The sequence below is a fragment of the Nostoc sp. UHCC 0252 genome, from assembly GCF_034931145.1.
Taxonomy (GTDB): domain Bacteria; phylum Cyanobacteriota; class Cyanobacteriia; order Cyanobacteriales; family Nostocaceae; genus Nostoc.
In genome coordinates this window covers 67,328-87,278 of sequence record NZ_JAYGHE010000025.1, presented here as the reverse complement: position 1 = coordinate 87,278, position 19,951 = coordinate 67,328, and the positions used below count along the sequence as shown (strand labels likewise).

The following is a 19,951-nucleotide window of genomic DNA, read 5'->3' as shown; positions in this document are numbered from 1 at the left end:
TCATCAACAGATGCAGGATTTAAATTATGAACTGCTTGCTAGTAACTAGCGAGTATTTAAGCTAGAGGTGACTCACCTGTTTATCATTGCTGCCCAGTAGGAATCTTTAAGCCTCGACGCTCAAGAATTTGCCGTACTTGTGGGCTGGGGGCGTAGTTATAGCCGTAGGAGGAGTTCTCAGAGTCATCCATAATTTGAGGTGTAAGCAGCACAATCACTTCTTTGCGCTGATTATCTTTATTTGTTCTTCTAAATAATGCTCCAATCAGTGGAAGATCACCCAGAATCGGTATCTTACTAACAGTTGTTCGGTCTTCATCTTGAATAATGCCGCTAAGAATAAGTGTTTGCCCATCTCGCAGGCGAATCAAGCCAGAATTTAGGGAGCGTTCTGATACTAGAAATATTGTTTGGCTGCTGTCTCCAACAGCAATCTGTTCTGAAGACTGCGGTGCTTTGATAACAGGTGCCACAGACAGAGAAACAAAACCATTGTCATCAATCCGCTCAATTTTGACACCCAAAGTTAATCCCACCTCCGCTTTCTCGGTAGTAATTGTTTGTGTTGCAATATCATCACCACGAGTTATTTCGTTCTTAACGTTTCCTATTACCTCTTGGGTCAGTTTGACATTAGCTGTTTGACCTTCTTGGACAATTAAAGTTGGGTCAGTCAAAATTTTGGCATTGCGATTTTGCACCTGAGCCGTCAAATTAGCAATGAAACGTCTGGGGAAAGAGCTTAAACCATTAAAGTTTAAACTTGCAGAACCGTTATTATTGGAAAAATAGGTGTTGTCAACACCAAAGGAAAAGCTGGTATTAAGGTCATCGATTTTATTGAGGTTAACATCAATAATCTTGACGTTAACTGCTACTTGACGACGACGAATATCAAGCTGAGTTAGTTGAGCCATTGCAATTTCGATGAGTCTAGGCGGGCCAATTAAGGTAAGGGAATTGGTGCGCTCATCTCCCAATGCCTGTAAACCTCTAAGTAATGGGTTAGAGTCTTGGTAATTAACACGTTGAGTTTCAACTCTGTTTTCTATAGTCGTCTGAGTTTGGGTGATGGGAGCAATTCCAGTACCCACAGGTACGGCATTAACACTGGTCACTTGTCGCTCGCGGCTGACGGCACTTTCTGCCCCCAAGCCGACCAAAAAGTTCAGAGCGACTCCCACTGTCACCTGATTAAGTCGCAGGTTACGCATAACCATGTCACGCGTTGCATTAGGTAGTTTCGGCCCAACGAAAACTGTACGATTACTGCGGTTAGCTTCTAAACCACTCAAACGCAAGACGTAGTTAAATACATCTTGTACAGGCTCGTTTTCTATATCTAAAGAAATAGTTTGAGAAGTTGGTTGTGCAGCAGCACCTGCTTGACCTCCACCACCTTGCTCACCTCCGATATAAGCCAGGTTCAAATTAGCTGCACGGGCAAGTAATGATAAAACCTCACGCACTGGCGCATCTCGTAGTACTAGGCGGGGTACACGTTCCTGAGTTCCTAAGTCAATGGTGCTAGGAGACGCATCGGTAGCAGAAATAGCAATATCGCCCACTGGTGGAGCAACGGCTCTGGGTAAGAAAGGTGGAGCCTGACTCAGAGGTTGACCTGGGCCAGCAGCTTGTGCAGGTTGTCCGTCAATAGTGACTTCCGGGTTGGGAACGAGAACATCTGGCTTTTGAGCAGATTGGGCTGGAGTAGAAGCAACTGGTGCTGCTGGCTTTGGTGCTGTTGGCGTTGGTGCTGATGCTGTAGCGCCTGTGGATGGGCTAAAGCTGAGTGTAATGCCATTTTGCGATCGCACCACCGGTTGACTCTCAGGTGTATTATTGCTGCCCGTTACCGTCACCCGAATACTATTAGCATCAAGCTGATTGACCTCGATAGATGCAATTCCTGGCGCTGGGGTATCTTGACGAAAGCTATTACCTTGTGGTAATCGTAATTGAGTATTGATAATATCTGCAACTAAAGTCTTGCCTCTTTTTGTAGTGAAAACTTGCGGGCGCGACCCTGAAGAAGTTTTCAAAGCAACGCTAATTCCACCATTAACTGGATTTAGCTGTACATTAGTAACTTGGCTAATTTGTGCCCAAGCTGGTTGAGCTGCCAAAAATGCAAAAGCGGCAGTACCCAATATAAAACTGTTACCGTGAAGCTGTTTCACAGTTCATTCCTCACCTTATAAAACCTTGTTTACAAATAATTTTGAGTAGTGAGCCAAAAATAAGAAATTATGAGTGAATAGTTAGGAATAAAAACTCCTAACTCCTAACTTCTAACTCTTAACTCCTAACTCCTAACTCTTAGCTTCTAACTACTTTTTCGGTGTAGCTTTAGCTGCTGCTGCGGCTATTTCTTCCGCGCTCAGTGGCATCAATACCTGTAACTGGAATGATGTATTAATCGCTGCTGGCCCAACCTGTACCGGTGTTTTGTCTAACGGCGATCTTGACACTACTGGGGCCAAACTTGCTTGATAATCTTTAACTATTAACAAAGGCTGTAACCGCTCAATGTTACGAATTATCGATTGTGTTTGCTCATAAGTTCCTGTAATTTCGGCATTGATAGCGCTGCGTTGCAGCTTGCCGTTAACCTGTAGTCCTAGACTCCCATCAGTAATCGGTTCTGGTTTTGGGGAAACTGGTATAAATTTATTCAGTTTGGCTCTGACTGCATTAATAGAAGTTGCAGTATTGCCAGACTCAACTAAGCGGTTCAAATCCAACAGCAATGTATCCAAGGTTTTTGCGTTAGCAAATAAACCTAAAACCTGAACTTGTTGCTGTTTTGCCTGCGCTAGTTCGTCTTTAACTTTGTCAATTTGTTTGATATTGGCTTTTTTTTGCTCAATTTGTGCTTGCAGTTCAGAGCTTTTTGCTTGCTGCTGCTGATAGCTTTCCCAAGCTGGCATCAGCAGATTTAACAATATATAACCTGCTCCTGCTACACCAATTACCCCCACCAAAATGCCAATTATTTTTGGTGTAAAGGCAATGCCAAATACCACGGGGTAGGCTGGCGTTTCCGAATCGAATTCCCCACCATGTTCGGCAAAATTTAAATCATCACTCAGCGTCATTTTGAAATGACTCCTGTTTGTTGCATACTACGAATTCGAGTCACTAACCCCACTGTGCCTTTTTTTTCCAATTCCCGGATTAATTCCGAAGCTGGAACATCGTTCATACTCGATTGAATAGTGTATTTAACTACTTGGGGCGGCTTAATTATTACACCATTAATAGGTTGACCTGTACCTGGTGGTAAGGGAGCATCTACTAATGTTGCCGTTACAATCCTGCTTTCTGTGGACTTTAAGAATTGAGATTGTTGTAAACTCAATACAAAATCATTGACATCGTTAAAAGAACGAGCTAATCCGACAATTTCTAATCCCCCGGCGGGATTATTTGGGGGCTGCCCTGCCGCTACTGCAACAGGCGGAATTTGCTTGATAGTCTCGATTTGGACTGTCGCTGGAATGCGATCGCGCAAATCTTGCAGCATTGCTGACCAAGGTCGAATCTGGTCAAATACAGTAACTAAAGCTTGAGTTTCGCCTTTGATTGCAGTCGTCTCGGCTTTGATTTTGTTCAGATTTCCGATCTCTGTATCTAACCGCTTACTTTCTTGGTCTAGTTGTGCTATCTGACCATCTAATTCAACAATCTTTCCTTGCAACAACCACCAAGCAACTCCCAATAAAGCTGGAAGACCTACACCTAATGCAACTCCCACATACACTGGTGTTAAATTCCCTGTAGGCAGGCTTAGGGATATTCCTCCTTTTTTCTCAGGTTTTTTCTGGTATGCTGGTCGATCCTTAAGGAAATTAACATCTAGGCTATACATTTTGTTACACCTCCCGCATTCCTAGACCAAGTACGATCGCCAAGCCAGAGCGTTGCACCTGTGGATATTTATCAGTGTCAACTTCCAAAGCCAAAGATCCGATTGGATCTATTTGGGTAGTTGGCAAGCTCAATCTTTGGGTAAAGAATTCATCTAGTTGTTGAAGTCCACCTCCTGGGCCAGCTAATATAATCTGCGCTACCTCCAAATTTTCACTTTGATTCAGGTAAAAATCTATGGAACGGCGCAGTTCGTCTGTTAGTTCTCCCAATACTCTCAAGATGGCTGCCATACCAGGATCTAGTTCTGTTACACCGGTTTTTCCGCCGTCTATAGAAGTTGGGGGAATAATCATTCCGTATAACAGTTCCATATCTCGTGATGTGGGTAAACTCATTGCCCTTGCTAAAGCAGTTTGCATTTGAGAAGTCCCGATTGGAACTGTGCGCGAAAATTGTGGCACTCCGTTAACGATGATGGCAATTTCTGTACTGTCGAACTCGATATCGACTAGTACTGCTGCTTCTTGCGGCCCAAATTGTCGCAGTTGCTCACGGATAGTCCGAATTAGAGCAAAACTGTTAATTTCTAAAACATCAATTTGTAATCCTGCCTGCTCGAATGTACTGATGTAGGTATCCGTGATCTCTTTTCGGGTGGCAACTAGGAGTACATGGACTTTTTCAATGCCATCTTCATCTACAAAGTACCCAAGTTTCTGATAATCTACATCAGCCTCTTCACGAGGATAAGGTAAATATAAACCTGCTTCATGGTTGAGTACCATTTCTCGCAGTTCTTTGTCATCTAACTCTGCTGGTACTGGTATGATCCGAACGATGGAATCTCGCCCTGGTACACCAGTAGCAACACGAGAAGTTTTGATTTTGCTTTCAGCTAGCGCCTGTTGGATTAATTGCGCCATTGCTGCGGGGTCGGTGATTTGACCATCGGTAACTATGCCTTCTGGAACTGCTACCGATGTAAAGGTTTCTAGTTTTAAACCTTGACGCTGCTTGCGTAGCTGAACTACATTTACCCTTTCGGGCGCAAGTTCAATGCCGACCCCTTTATTTGATTTACCAAACAGACTATTGAAGCTTTTTACCACAGTTGTGCCCGATGGACTGCTAAATTGAAAATTTAAATGATACTAAGAAATGGACTTGGTGCTAAGTAATTTATTTAGCCTATAATCTCGACAATTCTGATCTAAGCTTTTCACACTGAGCAAGCGTAAAAATACTGGGAAAATGATTCAATTGCGAAAATTTAAACAATTTATTTCTTTGGCACTACTTGGCTTATTAACTAGTTGGATTGTAAGTTGTAGCACGGCTAATGTTAGTACAAATACAAAACAAGCTAATTCAGAAGCAGCAACTATTGAGTTTTGGACAATGCAACTCCAACCTCAATTTACTGACTACTTTAAAAACCTAATTGCGAATTTTGAATCGCAAAATCCAGGTATAAAGATTAACTGGGTTGATGTACCTTGGGCGGCTATGGAGAACAAAATTTTAACAGCTGTCTCAGCAAAAACGCCACCTGATGTAGTTAACCTCAATCCGGGTTTTGCTTCCCAACTTGCAGGGCGAAATGCCTGGTTAGATTTAGATGCAAAAGTCTCAAAAGATGTACGTTCCTCCTATCTACCGAATATTTGGGAATCTTCTACGCTTAATGGCAAGAGTTTTGGGGTTCCCTGGTATCTCACTACACGGCTAACCATTTATAACACTGATTTATTAAAACAGGCAGGTATCAATAAAGTCCCTGCAACCTACGCAGAATTAGCACAAGCAGCGCAACAAATTAAAGATAAAACAGGGAAGTATGCTTTTTTTGTGACGTTTGTACCCCAAGATTCCGGTGAAGTGCTGGAATCTTTTGTGCAAATGGGAGTTACCTTAATAGATGCTGATGGGAAAGCAGCGTTTAATTCAGCACCAGGGAAGGCAGCGTTTCAGTATTGGGTAGACTTGTATAAAAAAGGACTACTGCCTAAAGAAGCTTTGACGCAAGGACATCGCCACGCGATCGATTTATACCAATCTGGAGAGACTGCGTTTCTAGCTTCCGGGCCAGAGTTTCTGAAAACGATCGCTAATAATGCCCCAAAAATTGCCCAAGCTTCAGCAATAGCGCCTCAACTCACGGGTGATACAGGTAAGAAAAATGTCGCGGTGATGAACATAGTTATTCCCCGTGATAGCAAACAACCAGATAACGCTGTTAAATTTGCGTTATTTGTTACCAATGACGAAAATCAGTTAGCTTTTGCAAAAGCTGCAAATGTTTTACCTTCTACAGTCAAGGCATTATCTGATACTTACTTTAAAGATGTTCCAGCTAATGCTTCTACAGTTGAAAAAGCAAGAGTTATCACTGCTAAACAACTGCAACAAGCAGAAATATTAACCCCTACTTTGAAGGATTTCAACAAACTACAAAAGGCAGTTTATGAGAATCTGCAAGCGGCAATGTTAGACCAAAAGACTGTAGATAAAGCTGTAGAAGATGCGGCGCAAGAGTGGAACAATAGATAAATTCATAATTCGTAATAGAGCCTCCGGCACGCTACGCGAACGTAATTCGTAATTATGATTTACGAATTATATTGGTGGTTGCTAAAAAGTCGCCTACTAGATAAAGGGAACCACATAAAACGATTAAATTGTCTGTGGTTGAGGTTGCGGTTTCTAGTGCTGTGAATAAATCTGGATAGATTTGGCGATCGCTTAATTTGGGACAGAGGCTATAAGCTAGGTTTGCTAAGGAATCTAGATCGGCGGAAGTTCTACCTGGCCAAGATTCTACTGGTATTGGTACTAAAAAAAGGCGATCGCCTGGCCGCAGCAAGGCGGCAAAAATATCAGCATGATCTTTATCGGCAAACATTCCCATAACCCAAGTGACGGGCTTGGGGTTAACTGCATCCAAGCTATCGACATACTGGCGAAGAACTTGGGCAGCAGCTGTATTATGAGCGCCATCAAGTAATAATTTATGGTTGTTCCAGGTAGCCCATTGCATTCGCCCTGGCCATTGGGTTTTTGCCATACCGTTAATTATGGCTTCTTCAGAAATCTGCCAACCTTGTTGTTGGAGAATTTCTAAAGCTGCTATTGCCAAAGCTGAATTTGCTAATTGAATTTGTCCCGCTAATGGCAAAGGATATTTAATTAAGTTTGAATTTTGAATATTTTGATATTCTGCCCATCCTGTAGCGATTTGACGGGCGGGTTGAGGTGTAAAAATCGGGCATTTTAATTCTAAAGCACGCGATCGCACAACTTCTTCTGCATCCTGTGGCAATTGCCCAACTACAACAGGACATCCAGGTTTGAGAATCCCTGCTTTTTCTCTAGCAATATCCGCGACGGTAGGGCCAAGTTGCTGCCAATGTTCTCGGCTTATGGAGGTGATGATCGTAACCAAGGGTTCCAAGCAGACGTTTGTAGCATCTAAGCGCCCTCCTAGTCCGACTTCTACCACAGCTACATCAACTTGTTGCTGGGCAAAGTATAACCAAGCGGCTGCCGTAATTACTTCAAACTGAGTTGCTGATTCGTTATTAGGACGAATCACTCCTTGGACTTTTTCTAATAATTGACTCAATTCCTCAGAGGAAATTGGCTGTTCATTCAAACAAATACGTTCTGTCCAATCCACTAAATGGGGTGAAGTGTAGCGTCCTGTGCGATAACCAGCTTCAGTAAGTACTGAGGAAAGATAGGCACAGACGGAACCTTTGCCATTAGTGCCAGCAACGTGAATTACTGGGACTTGCTGATGAGGATTGCCGAGATTTGTCAATAAGTTGACAATGCGATCGAGTCCTAGATGGACACCAAAACGTTGCAGGGGTTGTATTACAGAATCGATATCCAAGGGAGGAGTGGGGGCAGGGGGCAGGGGGCAGGGGGCAGGGGGCAGGGGGCAGGGGGAGAATAAAAATTGGCTTTTTCTCCTTTGCCTCTTGTGCCCAATGCACCATTGATCGTTATAAAACCGACTGCATCTGTAAATAGAAACAGTCGGTTGAATATCGATGATATTAAGCCAAATTTAGGCTTCCCGATCCAAAAAGCCTTGAATTTGTCTTAAAGCCGCAGCGCCAATATTAAACACTGCCCAGCTAGCGGCAATGACAACTGGTGCTAAAACGATCGCTATACGGTAATCGATATCCATATCTAGAACCCCTCTTTTAAGTAGAAATTAAAGTTTTGTCAACTGCTCTCATTTTTATTTTTAGCTGAAGTGGGTAACTTTTCCCAACATATATGTAAAGAATGTTTAAATTATTGGGAATTGGGGATTGGGAATTGGGGAAAGACTTGTTTCAAGTTCTCACCCCTTGTCCCCTTGTCCCCTTGTCCCCTTGTCCCCTTGTCCCCTTGTCCCCTTGTCCCCTTGTCCCCTTGTCCCCTTGTCCCCCTGCTCCCTGCCCCCTGCTCCCTGCTCCCTGCTCCCTGCTCCCTGCTCCCTAAGACTTGCTAAAGCCGAGATCAGTACCTTTACCAGCATGAACTAAAGCTAACTTTTGGTAACGTTTAGCGTGTTCAATCAGTTCTGCGGCTTCAGCCTCTGTTATTTGGCGTAACACTTTGCCAGGAATACCTACAACTAGTGACAAAGGAGGTACATTTTTAGTGACAACTGCGCCAGCACCGATAATGCTACCAGCACCCACTCGCACCCCGTCTAAAATCACTGCGCCAATGCCAATTAAACTTCCTCGCTCAATGTAAGCGGAATGTACCACAGCGCGATGACCTACGGTAACATGATCTTCTAAAATTGTCGGAAAACCAGGATCGCCATGTAAAATTGCACCATCTTGAATATTTGTGTATTCGCCAATTTCAATCCGTTCTACATCTGCTCTAACTACTGCTCCATACCAAATGCTCACCCCTGCTGCTATATTTACCGAACCCATAACAACAGCATTGGCTGCGATAAAAGCAGCATGAGAAAAATCAGGAGATGTCCAGTAAGAGGCGGTAGACACGATAGAATATGAATATTGGTACACAGGAACACTGGAGAAACTCCAACCTTTGAGGCTGGTTGCACAACCAGAATATCACACAGTCAAGCCTCTACGCTGAGGAAAACACTAGTAAGCAATGTTCTTGCTGTAACTTCGATGCAGCAGTGAACAAGTAACCCAAAGTGGTGGAGCCGAAGTGTATAATCCAATGCACTAGTGCTGGTGAAGACAAAATTATGTTTGTATGCACTTCATGATGAATCCAGGCTTTCAGTACCCGATGTTTGGGCCGGAAATACAGTGTCCCCATTGTCGCCAGACTATTCCGGCGCTGACATTAACAGATACCTATTTGTGTCCGCGTCATGGCGCTTTTGAAGCTAATCCTCAAAATGGAGAGTTAATCCATTTGCAATCAGGCCGTCATTGGCGGAGGTGGAATAATGAATGGTATAGGCAGCATACTCATCCCGATGGTATTCGGTTTGAAATTCACGAAGCATTAGATAAGCTCTATACCCAAGGTTATCGAGCCACAAAAGTCATTATTGCTCGCCGTTATCAGGAATTGATGAGTGGCTATCTAGAACGCAGTACACCTTGGCGTTCTGGACAACCGGAAGCTACAGCTGCTCGTTTGTATGGCTTACCCGTTGAGTTTAGCCCCGATACCTCAGAAGATCCCTGTTGGGAAGTAATTAATTTTGACTTGGAAAAAGAGCCTGGTGTCCCTGTACGCTACCCTTATTTCAGGTTGTTTGAGTAATGGTAAGTAATTAGTGCTGAGTTCTGAGTCCTGACTTCTGAGGGAGAAGAAGTTTTAATTGCACTCAATTAAAAAGTTTTTAATCCTTAGAATTTAAATGTAAGGTTCTTACTCAGCACTCGTTACTCAGCACTCAGCACTACTGTCTTATGCACCATGCTTCTATTCGGACTGCGAATATTCATCGAGCGATCGCTTTCTACGAACATTTAGGGTTTACAATTTCGGAACGCTTTACTACAGGCTACACGCTCGCTTGCTGGATGGAAGGGTTGGGCGGCAGAATTGAACTGATCCAAATTCCCGAACCAAAGCCAGCCCCAGATGCCTTTACTGACGAGCATTATGTGGGCTACTATCATCTCTCGTTCGATTTAACTGAGATGACACCAGATTTACCTAGTTGGTTGACAAATTTACGAGAACGTGTATTGCTAGCTGCTGAAAGTCAAACCGAAGAATTACAACCGTTGAAAGTACTTTTAGAACCGACACAACAGCAAATAGGCGATCGCATTTACGAAGTGGCTTTCATCGCCGATACTGATGGCTTACCTCTGGAATTCATTCGGGTTTTAGCAAAATTGCCATAATTTAGCTTTTTTATTGCTAATATATTGTTTTTTCTATTGTGGCTGAGATAACAGATTTTTTTATCTGATTAAAATGCGATCGCTCACCAAAACAATTATGTAACTTAATTTACAGTTATTTTGCTAAGTACATTTATGGATTGTCTAGATTTTATAAATATTTCTTGCCGTTGTTAATTTTAAGCTTATGGTTAGTAGCGGTTTTTTGTTGAGCAATCAAGCTACTCATAGCCGACATCCAGTTATATCTAATAAAAAAAACACCAATCAACATTGCTAGTAAAAAGAATAATGCCCTCAACACTGACAGAAAATGTCCGTAAGACAGTGCTGGAAAATGGTTTAACTGTCCTAACAAAGGAAGTGCATACTGCGCCAGTGGTGACGGTGCAGGTGTGGTACAAGGTTGGCTCACGCAACGAAGAACCAGGCGTGAATGGCATTGCCCACCAGTTGGAACACCTCATGTTTAAAGGCACTAAAAATCGTCCGATTCAATTTGGCCGTTTGTTTAGTGCTTTAGGTAGTGATTCCAATGCTTTCACCAGCTATGATCAAACTGCATATTACGGTACTGTGGAACGAAACAAGCTAAAGGCGCTTTTAGTGCTAGAAGCAGATAGAATGCAAAATTCTCAGATTGAGCCAGAACAATTGGCCAGTGAAAAGCGCGTAGTCATTTCTGAGTTGCAAGGTTACGAAAATAGTCCAGAATATCGCCTCAACCGTGCCGTCATGCAGGCGGTGTTCCCTAATCATGCTTATGGGTTGCCTGTAGGTGGAACTAAAGCTGATGTCGAGAAATTTGAAGTTGAGCAAGTAGAGAAATATTACCGCAATTTTTACAGTCCTGATAATGCCGTCTTAGTCGTTGTTGGAGATTTTCAAACTGCAAATACCCTTGAAACAATTAAAGAAGTATTTGGCAAACTACTGAGGAGGCAGGGGGCAGGGAGCAGGGGGCAGGGGGCAGGGAGCAGGGGGGCAGGGGGCAGGGAGGCAGGGGAAGCAGGGGAAGCAGGGGAAGCAGGGGAAGCAGGGGGAGAAGAATTAATAACCAAATTCCCCATTCCCAATTCCCAATTTCCAATTCCCAATTCCCAATTTCCCACTTCCATCGTGTTGCGAGAACCGGGAGCAGGAAGACTATTACAAGTTGTGTATCCGCTACCAGATGCCAATCAGCCAGATGTACCAGCGCTGGATGTGATGGATTACATCTTTACAGAAGGACGAAATTCTAGACTTTATCAGGCACTGGTAGAATCAGGTTTAGCTAGTGAAGTTACAGCATCCGTTGCCAGTTTGCGAGAATCTGGCTGGTATGAGGTGTTGGTGAAGGCTGGTTATAAACAAGATTTGAAAAAAATTGATTCAGTGTTGAGTCGCGCGATCGCAAATGTAGCAGAAAGTGTGACAACTGAGGAAGTAGAACGAGCTAAAACCCAATTAACAGCAGATGTGATTTTGAGTAACCGTGATATCACCTCTCAAGCAATGCGATTGGGCAATGATGAGACGACTGTGGGTGATTATCGCTACACAGAACGCTATTTAGCTGCTGTTCGTCTGGTGAAGCCGACGGATGTTGTCGCTGTGATTAACAAATACCTCACAAAAGAATCCCGAACAGTAGGCTTTTTTGAAGCAACTAAAAAGCAGATAGCAGAAGTTAGTGACAAACCAGACTCAGCCCAAACTACAGAAAATTTCTCTCCTGGCGTGCCTGTGCTTCCTTCTGAGGTGGCGAAATATTTACCGCCTGTGGATTTAGCTACAGATGCAATTGCTCAAGTGTTACCACAAGAATTTAAACTTACCAACGGGCTGCGAATATTACTGTTACCCGATCATAGTACGCCCACCGTTACTCTAAGCGGCTACATTCAAGCTGGGACAGAATTCGATCCAGAAGAACGAGCGGGATTAGCTGCTTTTGTGGCAGATAACTTATTAAATGGTACTAGGAGTAAAGATGTCTTAGCTATTGCCAAAACCTTGGCAGAACGAGGGGCGAGTCTAAACTTTGAAGTACATCGTGAAGGGGTGCATATCGAGGGTGATAGTTTAGCGGGGGATTTGCCAGTAATTCTGGAAATATTGGCAGATGTTGTTAAAAATAGCACTTTCCCCGCGCAAGAATTAGAATTGCATCGCCAGCAAACTTTAACAGACTTGCAACTGGAATTAGATGAGCCATCAGAAGTAGCCAGAAGAATATTTGTGCAGTCAATTTATCCGAAAAAACATCCTTTACATACTTTTCCCACAGAGGAGAGTTTACAGCAGATTAAGCGCCAGGATGTGATTGATTTCAAAGCTAAACATTATCGTCCAGATACGACAGTGTTGGCACTGGTGGGAGATTTTGATCTGGACATTGTGCGATCGCTCATTCAAAATGAGTTTGGTAATTGGGAAGTTAGCGGGCAAGCACCCACATTAAAATATCCTCCGGTATCAAAGCCAGAGAAAATAGTGAGTGTCAACCCAGTTTTACCAGGTAAAGCCCAAGCTGTGACATATATGGGTTTCACAGGCATTAAGCGTGACGATCCTCGGTTTCACGCAGCCTTAGTATTGAACCAGATTTTGGGAGGCGATACCTTATCTAGTAGACTGGGTGCAGAAGTGCGCGATCGCCAAGGGTTGAGCTATGGAATTTATAGCTATTTCCAAGCCGGGAAGAATGCAGGCACATTTTTTATAGAAATGCAAACTAGTCCAGAAGATAGCAAGAAAGCGATCGCTAGTACCCGTCAAATACTACAGCAAATCCATCAACAAGGTGTCACCGCACAAGAAGTAGAGACAGCCAAACGCACCCTCATCAGCAACTACAACGTTTCCCTCGCAAACCCAGAAGAATTAACAGACAGAATTTTGATCAATGAAGTGTATGGCTTAGATAAATTAGAATTGCACACCTTTACTAACAAAATCCAGAAAGTCACCTTTGAACAAGTTAATCAAGCGGCTCGTGAATTACTTCACCCAGATCAAATCGTAATCGTTACTGCTGGGCCATCTGTGTTAGCAGAAAAAAGCATTAGGTAATGGACGCTAGGCATGGATAATATAAAGAATAGGTACGGTTTTTTCTGCTGCCTATTAATTATTCCTGCTCATCAGCATTGCCTTTTGAGAACTACCAATGAAAATTTACAAACATTTATACCAAATTGTAATTACATCTCTTACTTTTTCAAATACTGCTTGGCTGCAAATATTACGACGAAACTACGTAATATTAACGTTGCTCTTAGCCCTAAATTTTATCGCTGCGGCTCCAACAATGGCGGCAAATTTGTCTAATGATTTGCTCAAGCAACCAGCTACAGAAATTACAATTAGCTTGGGTAATTCCGCTAACGAACTCAAATTTGAGCCAAATCATCTGGAATTCGAGGCTGGCAAACGCTATCAACTCCGGCTTACTAATCCCAGCCAACAGAAGCACTATTTTACTGCTAAAGACTTTGCCGATGGCATCTGGACACAAAAAGTCCAAGCAGGCAAAGTAGAAATTAAAGGAGCGATTCACGAACTAGAACTCAAGCCAGGTGCTGAGGCAGAATGGGTATTTGTGCCCCTGAAATCTGGAGCTTATAGCTTACGTTGTCCAATACCGGGACATACAGAAGCAGGGATGATTGGAGAAATTACCATTAGGAATTAAAAATTATTTGACTCAGTATTTAATAGCCGTCTAATGCTTCAATTAAACATAATTAGAGCTAATTCGTTAAAAAATTAGTTAGGGCGATTTTACTTGAAGTCTAAAACATCAGCAGGTGGCGAATATGTTATTCTATATACATTAGCGGCTCAAGTGGAATAATCCCGATCAGAAATTGAAATAAACTAAATTATAGATATTATTTCTCAAGTAATCTAGAGAAAGCATTCATACTTCATCGGCAAAGCCACCAGTAATTATTAATTTCCCATGAACATTTTCAGTAACTTACTTTCTCAAGCAACTCAGCCTGCACCTGCGAAAAAACAACGCCGAGGAATTGAAATTAAATCGCCGCGTGAAATTGAAATCATGCGGCAATCGTCGGCAATTGTGGCAACTGTCTTAAAAGAAATTTCTGAGCTAGTAAAGCCAGGAATGACAACGGCTGATTTAGATGCTCACGCAGAAAAACGCATCCGCGAAATGGGTGCAACACCGAGCTTTAAAGGATATCACGGTTTTCCTGGTTCTATCTGCTCCAGCATTAATAATGAAGCAGTACATGGCATTCCTAGCCCTAAGAAAGTAATTCGCGCGGGGGATGTATTAAAAGTAGATACGGGTGCTTATTACCAAGGCTTTCATGGTGATTCTTGCATTTCAATTGCTGTTGGTGAAGTGACAGAAGAAGCTGCTAAATTAATTCGCATAGCAGAAGAAGCTTTATATAAAGGCATTGAACAAGTAAAAGCTGGTGTATACCTGCTTGACTTAGCTGGAGCAATTGAAGACCATGTGAAAGCTAACGGCTTTACTATAGTCGAAGAATTCACTGGACACGGTGTTGGCCGTAATCTGCACGAAGAACCTTCAGTATTCAACTACCGTACCCGTGAAATGCCAAATGTTAAACTCCGTGCGGGGATGACGCTGGCAATTGAGCCAATTTTAAATGCGGGTTCTAGACACACTCGGACATTATCTGACCGTTGGACAGCAGTTACCGTGGATAATTCTTTGTCGGCTCAGTTTGAACATACAGTGTTAGTTACAGAGACTGGTTATGAGATTTTGACTGACCGTTCTAAGTTGTAATTGTTAGTTCTAATTATCTGTTGTTGAGAGAGGTGAAGCGTCAAAATAGGGCGATTTGCCTCTTTATTTTTTTAAATCTTTATTTTTATGAAAGTAGATGCGCTTCAGGTAGGTTCACGGAGGTAAACGCAGAAGAACGCAGAGAATATTGCAGAGAATATTAATACCAACGCAGGTTTAAATCCTGCCTTCTTCGCCTTATCGAAGAAAGGCAGAGGGCACAATTAAGTACGGTGTTGAATCCCCTACAAAACATTGAACCTTCTGCCCTCTGCCTCCTGCCTTCTTCAACGATTTAGGTAAAATTATGCTGGACGATGAAATTTATCACGGATAAGGTAGGAAAAAACACTTGTACTTACTTTACTCAAAATGGCAAATTTTCTAAAATCTCCGCCTCACATTTCTTTTGCTGCATTTTATCTGTGGCTTTCTACTCTTAATTTGTTACCAATAGCAAACGCTGCCACTCCAAAAAGTGCTAATAGACAAGTGACTTGTCAAGCCAAGAAACTAGGATATGAAGAAGCACTTTTCTTATACCTACAAAAACCGCAAGGACAAATTCAAGATGGAGGCATAATTACTTTATATGAAGACGCAAAGTTCAAAGTACTAGCTAAAGGTATTGAAAATTGGATTTACGTTAGGGTTATCGATACGAATAGTCTTGCGGAAAAAGACTTAGAAGGTTGGATGAGTAGTAATAGCTTAAAATGTACTGGCAATGTAGCTCAAGTTAAGCCTGCAACGTGCCAAGTAACTGGTTTGAAATCAGGGCAATTAGCTTTACGTGCTACAGCTGGCGGACAGTCAACAGCAGGTTTAAATAATGGAAATAATGTCACATTACTTCAGCCTCATATTGTATCACTTCAAGACCCCCCAACACCTTGGGTTAATGTGCGTGTGACTAATACTTCAAACACCAGAGTTGTAGGAAGAGAAGGGTGGATTAGTTCTCAATATATAGATTGCTATAGTAACCAAAGCAATGATGCAATAAATTATCCGTAAAATAGTAAGAATTCAGCACCCATAAGTCAGAAGTCAGAATTCTTTTTATAAATAGGAAGCAACTCTTTAGCTTGTATATAGACAGAGGTACTCTTTGGAATAGCTTCTAATAAATTGATTGCCTGTTTCCATTTACCTTGTGCTTGCTGCCGAACTAGTAGCGAATGAGGTGGATTGTGAAGAAATAAATTAGCTTCTATTGCTAGTTTTTTAGCTGATTCTAAGTTTGCTACAGCTTTCTTTTCAATTAAGACTCTTTTACTGATGGATTTGTAGTTAATTTGATAGTAAGCCAATTTCTTCTTGGCTTGGTCATTAATTGATGTTTTATCAGGAATACTATCCAATAGTATTATTGCCTGATGCCATTTAGTTTCTGCTTCTTGCCAAACTTTTAAAGGATGCGGTGGATTTTGAACCAGAGAAGCAGCATCCATTCCAAGCTTTTGAGCAGATTTAAACTTAGCTAACGCACTCTCTTCTTGAGTTAAGACTAGATTAATCTGTTGCCATTGAATATACTCTTTAACTTTCCAACCACCGAAACTCAAGATTAATAAACTTGAGGCTAGAATCAAAACCGAACGTACTATTTTCGGTGTCGAAAAGTTTGGTAATATTTCTAGTTGATGTTTAACAGTTGTTTTATTATTAATTTGTTGCTCAATCTTTTTTAGGGCTTGTTCTGCCTGTTCCTTTAAAGTTTCACTTTGAATAATTAAAGCAGCAGCTTGTTCTTGTAAATAATCGCAATCATTAAGAATATCGGTCAATTCTCGAAATTTACCACCACTCGATATAATTAATTCGTGGTCATCATCTAACCACTCTAAAGTAAAGCCAGATATACCACAGAAGGCAGACACACCTAATAAAATATTTAATAAGCTACGACTATTTTTAATAGTATCAAAAACATAATTCAATTTTTGCTGTAATTCTAATAAATCAGTTTGGGAATTAATTATGTTTTGGATTTGACGCTCTAAAACATGAGTATCTTTAAATACTAAATTACTTTCTAAGCTTTCGACAATAACCTGAAATTTGGCGCAGATGCCTAAATGATTAATATCATAATTTAGTTGATTTACCAACTGAGAATCACTGAGAATATCAGTAGCTATTGCTTGTAAAAAATAACCCCATTCAATCCAGGCATCGATTTTTGATTGTAAGTCAGTTAATGAAATATGAGTTTTTGAGTCGCCAAAATTTTCTGCGATCGCTGGATCTCCCAATCCAATACTAGCTACAGTAAGTATTCGAGGAAGTGTTGCGATCGCAGAATTTTTGGCATTCTCCAATTTCAATTCTTGAGCAATTAATTTGTTAATATTCCGTAGTTGTTCCTGAGCATTATTGATCGGAATAATTTGCTCCATAATTTTATGAGAATCGCCAATAGTCAGTTTGAGACTCTGAATTAATCCTGGCAATTCACTAACAAGTACTTCTAGGTTAGCCATAAATACCCCTTGGGGATTTGTCGAAAGTTTATGCGAAACAATTAAAATGGCTTGAGTAAGAACATAACCATATCTGTTGCATCTGAGCATCCTAGTTAAGTGAAAATCTTAGGAGCTATAAAAGGTATAATTCCCGGAAACCCTGCTAAAGTAACAATTTCAGTTTAAAAATCCCAGAAAGCCAAAATTACCCATTCACAATTTATGAATGAAGTTGATTTAGCATTTACCCCCGCACTAGAGTTGGCGCAATTAATTCGTCGCCGGGAAATCTCGCCGCTAGAGGTGGTAGAAATATATTTAGAACGGATTGACCAGTTAAATCCGCAATTAGGAAGTTATTTTACGGTGACGGCAGAACTAGCGATCGCAGATGCCAAAGCCAAAACAGAATTATTGACAACTACTTCAGAACTACCACCATTTTTTGGTGTGCCAATTTCCATTAAAGACCTCAACGCTGTAGCCGGTGTTACCTGTACCTATGGAAATCCGGCATTACTGAATAATATCCCTAACTATGATGATGGGATTGTAACGAAAATTAAGCAAGCTGGGTTTACTATTCTGGGTAAAACAGCCACTTCCGAGTTAGGTTCATGTCCATATACTGAACCTGCGGGTTTTCCCCCCGCTAGAAATCCGTGGAATTTAGAATATACTCCTGGCGGTTCTAGTGGTGGCGCGGCGGCGGCGGTAGCAGCAGGGTTGTGTGCGATCGCTCAAGGTTCAGATGGCGGCGGTTCAATTCGGGGGCCTGCGGCTTGTTGTGGTTTGGTGGGACTCAAACCATCCAGGGGTAGAGTCAGTAAAGCACCCGTAGGCGAACGCCTCGCGGGGATTGCCGTCAACGGGCCAATCGCCCGCACTGTGGCTGATGCTGCTGCCCTATTGGATACCATAAGTGGCTATGTCACAGGCGATCCTTACTGGTTGCCCGATCCTGAACCATCATTTCTTGCCGCAACTGGGACAAAACTCGGTGCTTTGCGAATTGCCTTTGACACTAGCATTTCTCCTTTGGGAAAAGCTGATGCCAATTGTCAGCAAGGTGTCCACCAAACAGTCCAGTTATTAGAACAACTCGGCCATCACGTTGAACAAAAATCCCCAGATTTTAGCGGTTTAGTTGAACCATTTCAAATCGTTTGGCAAGCTGGGGTAGCTGCGTCGGGACTTCCTGTTGAAGCCTTGCAACCATTGAATCGCTGGCTATTTGCACGCACAGGTTCTGTGGCTGAGTACCTCAAAGCAGTTTCTCAAATGCAGATTGTGGCACGGCAGATTGTAGCGTTTTTTGATACTGTAGATGTGCTGGTATTGCCAGTTTATCTGCATTCACCTATCCGCATTGGAGAATGGGCTTCTCTGAGTCCAGAAGAGACATTCCAAAATATTATTGAGTGGGTTGCCCCTTGTCCGCCTGCCAATGCAACTGGACAACCTGCGATCGCAATTCCTGTAGGCTTTGATAGTCAAGGCTTACCCATAAGTGTGCAGTTAATTGGGAAACCTGCGGCTGAAGCGACACTCATCAGCCTAGCAGCCCAATTGGAAGCCGCTAATCCTTGGATTCATCATCGTCCAGCCTTTGCAATATCGGGCTAATCATGCAGGCATCCCTGGAACAACTTTCGCAAATTATTGTGTTTGCAGGTTTAGAAACAGCAGACAAAGTAAATTTGCAACCTTACACTCAGGTGCAAAGTCATCATAAAGGAGAGATTATTCTCCATGAGGGTGATGTCTTACCAGCAAAACTCTATGCTGTTGCCAGTGGATCAATTCAAGTCACCAAAACAGCAATAACGGGGAAAGAAACAATTCTCCGCGCCCTAGCTGCTGGGGAAATTTTTGCGGCTCCTGCTTTATTAGGAAATGGAATTTCTCCAGCAACTGTAACTGCTGAATCTGATTGTGAAATTCTCACTGTAGAGCGAGATGCTTTATTAAAAGCTATTGGGAAAAATCCTGAAATTGCATTACAAATGCTAATGGTTTTTAACAATCGAATTCAGCAATTGCATGAAACAGTCCACGGATTAGTTTCTGAAAGAGCTATTGTTCGCCTTGCAAGATTAATTCAATATTTTGCTGCCGAATCAGGAACTGAATCTACTCCACAAGGTGAGTATTTAAAGGTCAAATTATCTTATTATCGTATGGCTCGGAGTAGCGGTATTACTTACGAAGAATGCGTGCGGTTAATTAAAAGTCTCAAGTCAGTAATTGCCTATCGTCGGGGTGGGACGATTATCATACTTGATGTTGATAAATTAGGTGCGATCGCTTCTGGAGATATAGATTTGTAGGGGCGCACAGTTATCATTGGTGTCAACTTAACGTTAGAAGGGCGGTTAGAAACCGCGTCTACACAGACGAAACCCGCCTGCGCGGGTTAAAAATATTAATTTTCTCTTAGTCCGCGCAGGCGGACTTTGCCTGTATAGCCG

At 42.2% G+C, this 19,951-nt stretch carries 17 protein-coding genes; 9 read left to right on the top strand and 8 right to left on the bottom strand.

Features of this window, described 5'->3' with window-relative positions; genetic code table 11:
- Positions 1-83 precede the first annotated feature (83 nt).
- From VB732_RS16210 to VB732_RS16195, 4 genes are all read right to left on the bottom strand, one after another.
- Positions 84-2,180 (bottom strand): AMIN domain-containing protein, encoded by a 2,097-nt coding sequence (locus VB732_RS16210; protein WP_323231893.1) that lies wholly within the window; start codon positions 2,178-2,180, stop codon positions 84-86.
- Between the two features lie 150 nt (positions 2,181-2,330).
- Entirely contained in the window at positions 2,331-3,098 is a 768-nt protein-coding gene (locus VB732_RS16205; protein ID WP_323231892.1) for a pilus assembly protein PilO, read from the bottom strand.
- Positions 3,095-3,871, bottom strand: a complete 777-nt coding sequence (locus VB732_RS16200) for a PilN domain-containing protein (RefSeq protein ID WP_323231891.1) — start codon at positions 3,869-3,871, stop codon at positions 3,095-3,097. The genes VB732_RS16205 and VB732_RS16200 overlap by 4 nt, the downstream gene beginning before the upstream one ends.
- 4 nt (positions 3,872-3,875) lie before the next feature.
- Positions 3,876-4,982, bottom strand: coding sequence for a type IV pilus biogenesis protein PilM (locus VB732_RS16195; RefSeq protein WP_323231890.1), 1,107 nt, complete (start codon positions 4,980-4,982; stop codon positions 3,876-3,878).
- Positions 4,983-5,124: 142 nt separating this feature from the next.
- Between VB732_RS16195 and VB732_RS16190 the strand changes: the two genes are divergently transcribed.
- Entirely contained in the window at positions 5,125-6,423 is a 1,299-nt protein-coding gene (locus tag VB732_RS16190; protein WP_323231889.1) for a sugar ABC transporter substrate-binding protein, read from the top strand.
- A gap of 52 nt (positions 6,424-6,475) precedes the next feature.
- Here VB732_RS16190 and VB732_RS16185 read toward each other — a convergent pair whose 3' ends face one another.
- The 3 genes from VB732_RS16185 to VB732_RS16175 form a co-directional block, all read right to left on the bottom strand.
- The gene (locus VB732_RS16185; protein ID WP_323231888.1) at positions 6,476-7,768 is read right to left on the bottom strand and encodes a folylpolyglutamate synthase/dihydrofolate synthase family protein; all 1,293 of its coding nucleotides are present in this window, start codon (positions 7,766-7,768) and stop codon (positions 6,476-6,478) included.
- 177 nt (positions 7,769-7,945) lie between these two features.
- Positions 7,946-8,071 (bottom strand): photosystem II protein Y, encoded by a 126-nt coding sequence (locus VB732_RS16180; protein WP_012411301.1) that lies wholly within the window; start codon positions 8,069-8,071, stop codon positions 7,946-7,948.
- Positions 8,072-8,366: 295 nt separating this feature from the next.
- Positions 8,367-8,894, bottom strand: a complete 528-nt coding sequence (locus VB732_RS16175) for a gamma carbonic anhydrase family protein (RefSeq protein ID WP_323231887.1) — start codon at positions 8,892-8,894, stop codon at positions 8,367-8,369.
- 235 nt (positions 8,895-9,129) lie between these two features.
- Here VB732_RS16175 and VB732_RS16170 point away from each other — a divergent pair, with 235 nt between their 5' ends.
- The 6 genes from VB732_RS16170 to VB732_RS16145 all read left to right on the top strand — a co-directional run bounded on the left by VB732_RS16170 (position 9,130) and on the right by VB732_RS16145 (position 16,029).
- Positions 9,130-9,642 (top strand): TIGR02652 family protein, encoded by a 513-nt coding sequence (locus VB732_RS16170; protein WP_323231886.1) that lies wholly within the window; start codon positions 9,130-9,132, stop codon positions 9,640-9,642.
- Between the two features lie 149 nt (positions 9,643-9,791).
- Positions 9,792-10,235, top strand: coding sequence for a VOC family protein (locus VB732_RS16165; protein ID WP_323231885.1), 444 nt, complete (start codon positions 9,792-9,794; stop codon positions 10,233-10,235).
- A gap of 291 nt (positions 10,236-10,526) precedes the next feature.
- Positions 10,527-13,292, top strand: coding sequence for a pitrilysin family protein (locus VB732_RS16160; RefSeq protein WP_323231884.1), 2,766 nt, complete (start codon positions 10,527-10,529; stop codon positions 13,290-13,292).
- 97 nt (positions 13,293-13,389) lie between these two features.
- Positions 13,390-13,914: a cupredoxin domain-containing protein gene (locus VB732_RS16155; protein ID WP_323231883.1), complete on the top strand. Its 525-nt coding sequence runs from the start codon at positions 13,390-13,392 to the stop codon at positions 13,912-13,914.
- A gap of 270 nt (positions 13,915-14,184) precedes the next feature.
- Positions 14,185-15,012 (top strand): type I methionyl aminopeptidase, encoded by an 828-nt coding sequence (gene map, locus VB732_RS16150; RefSeq protein WP_323231882.1) that lies wholly within the window; start codon positions 14,185-14,187, stop codon positions 15,010-15,012.
- Positions 15,013-15,384: 372 nt separating this feature from the next.
- The gene (locus VB732_RS16145; protein ID WP_323231881.1) at positions 15,385-16,029 is read left to right on the top strand and encodes a hypothetical protein; all 645 of its coding nucleotides are present in this window, start codon (positions 15,385-15,387) and stop codon (positions 16,027-16,029) included.
- 26 nt (positions 16,030-16,055) lie between these two features.
- Here VB732_RS16145 and VB732_RS16140 read toward each other — a convergent pair whose 3' ends face one another.
- Complete coding sequence (locus VB732_RS16140; protein WP_323231880.1) at positions 16,056-17,498, bottom strand: hypothetical protein; 1,443 nt, start codon at positions 17,496-17,498, stop codon at positions 16,056-16,058.
- A 204-nt stretch (positions 17,499-17,702) separates the two neighbouring features.
- On the opposite strand from VB732_RS16140, the gene VB732_RS16135 reads away from it, so the two are divergent.
- Positions 17,703-19,106 (top strand): amidase, encoded by a 1,404-nt coding sequence (locus tag VB732_RS16135; RefSeq protein ID WP_323231879.1) that lies wholly within the window; start codon positions 17,703-17,705, stop codon positions 19,104-19,106.
- Between the two features lie 2 nt (positions 19,107-19,108).
- On the top strand, positions 19,109-19,810 hold the full coding sequence (locus VB732_RS16130; RefSeq protein WP_323231878.1) for a Crp/Fnr family transcriptional regulator: 702 nt from the start codon (positions 19,109-19,111) through the stop codon (positions 19,808-19,810).
- Positions 19,811-19,951: the final 141 nt, after the last annotated feature.

Excerpts from the sequence above, each read along its gene's own strand:
- VB732_RS16205 (WP_323231892.1), bottom strand. The coding sequence starts at position 3,098 with ATGACGCTGAGTGATGATTTAAATTTTGCCGAACATGGTGGGGAATTC.
- VB732_RS16200 (WP_323231891.1), bottom strand. The coding sequence starts at position 3,871 with ATGTATAGCCTAGATGTTAATTTCCTTAAGGATCGACCAGCATACCAG.
- VB732_RS16190 (WP_323231889.1), top strand. The coding sequence starts at position 5,125 with ATGATTCAATTGCGAAAATTTAAACAATTTATTTCTTTGGCACTACTT.
- VB732_RS16180 (WP_012411301.1), bottom strand. The coding sequence starts at position 8,071 with ATGGATATCGATTACCGTATAGCGATCGTTTTAGCACCAGTTGTCATT.
- VB732_RS16170 (WP_323231886.1), top strand. The coding sequence starts at position 9,130 with ATGATGAATCCAGGCTTTCAGTACCCGATGTTTGGGCCGGAAATACAG.
- VB732_RS16165 (WP_323231885.1), top strand. The coding sequence starts at position 9,792 with ATGCACCATGCTTCTATTCGGACTGCGAATATTCATCGAGCGATCGCT.
- VB732_RS16160 (WP_323231884.1), top strand. The coding sequence starts at position 10,527 with ATGCCCTCAACACTGACAGAAAATGTCCGTAAGACAGTGCTGGAAAAT.
- VB732_RS16155 (WP_323231883.1), top strand. The coding sequence starts at position 13,390 with ATGAAAATTTACAAACATTTATACCAAATTGTAATTACATCTCTTACT.
- map (WP_323231882.1), top strand. The coding sequence starts at position 14,185 with ATGAACATTTTCAGTAACTTACTTTCTCAAGCAACTCAGCCTGCACCT.
- VB732_RS16145 (WP_323231881.1), top strand. The coding sequence starts at position 15,385 with ATGGCAAATTTTCTAAAATCTCCGCCTCACATTTCTTTTGCTGCATTT.
- VB732_RS16140 (WP_323231880.1), bottom strand. The coding sequence starts at position 17,498 with ATGGCTAACCTAGAAGTACTTGTTAGTGAATTGCCAGGATTAATTCAG.
- VB732_RS16135 (WP_323231879.1), top strand. The coding sequence starts at position 17,703 with ATGAATGAAGTTGATTTAGCATTTACCCCCGCACTAGAGTTGGCGCAA.
- VB732_RS16130 (WP_323231878.1), top strand. The coding sequence starts at position 19,109 with ATGCAGGCATCCCTGGAACAACTTTCGCAAATTATTGTGTTTGCAGGT.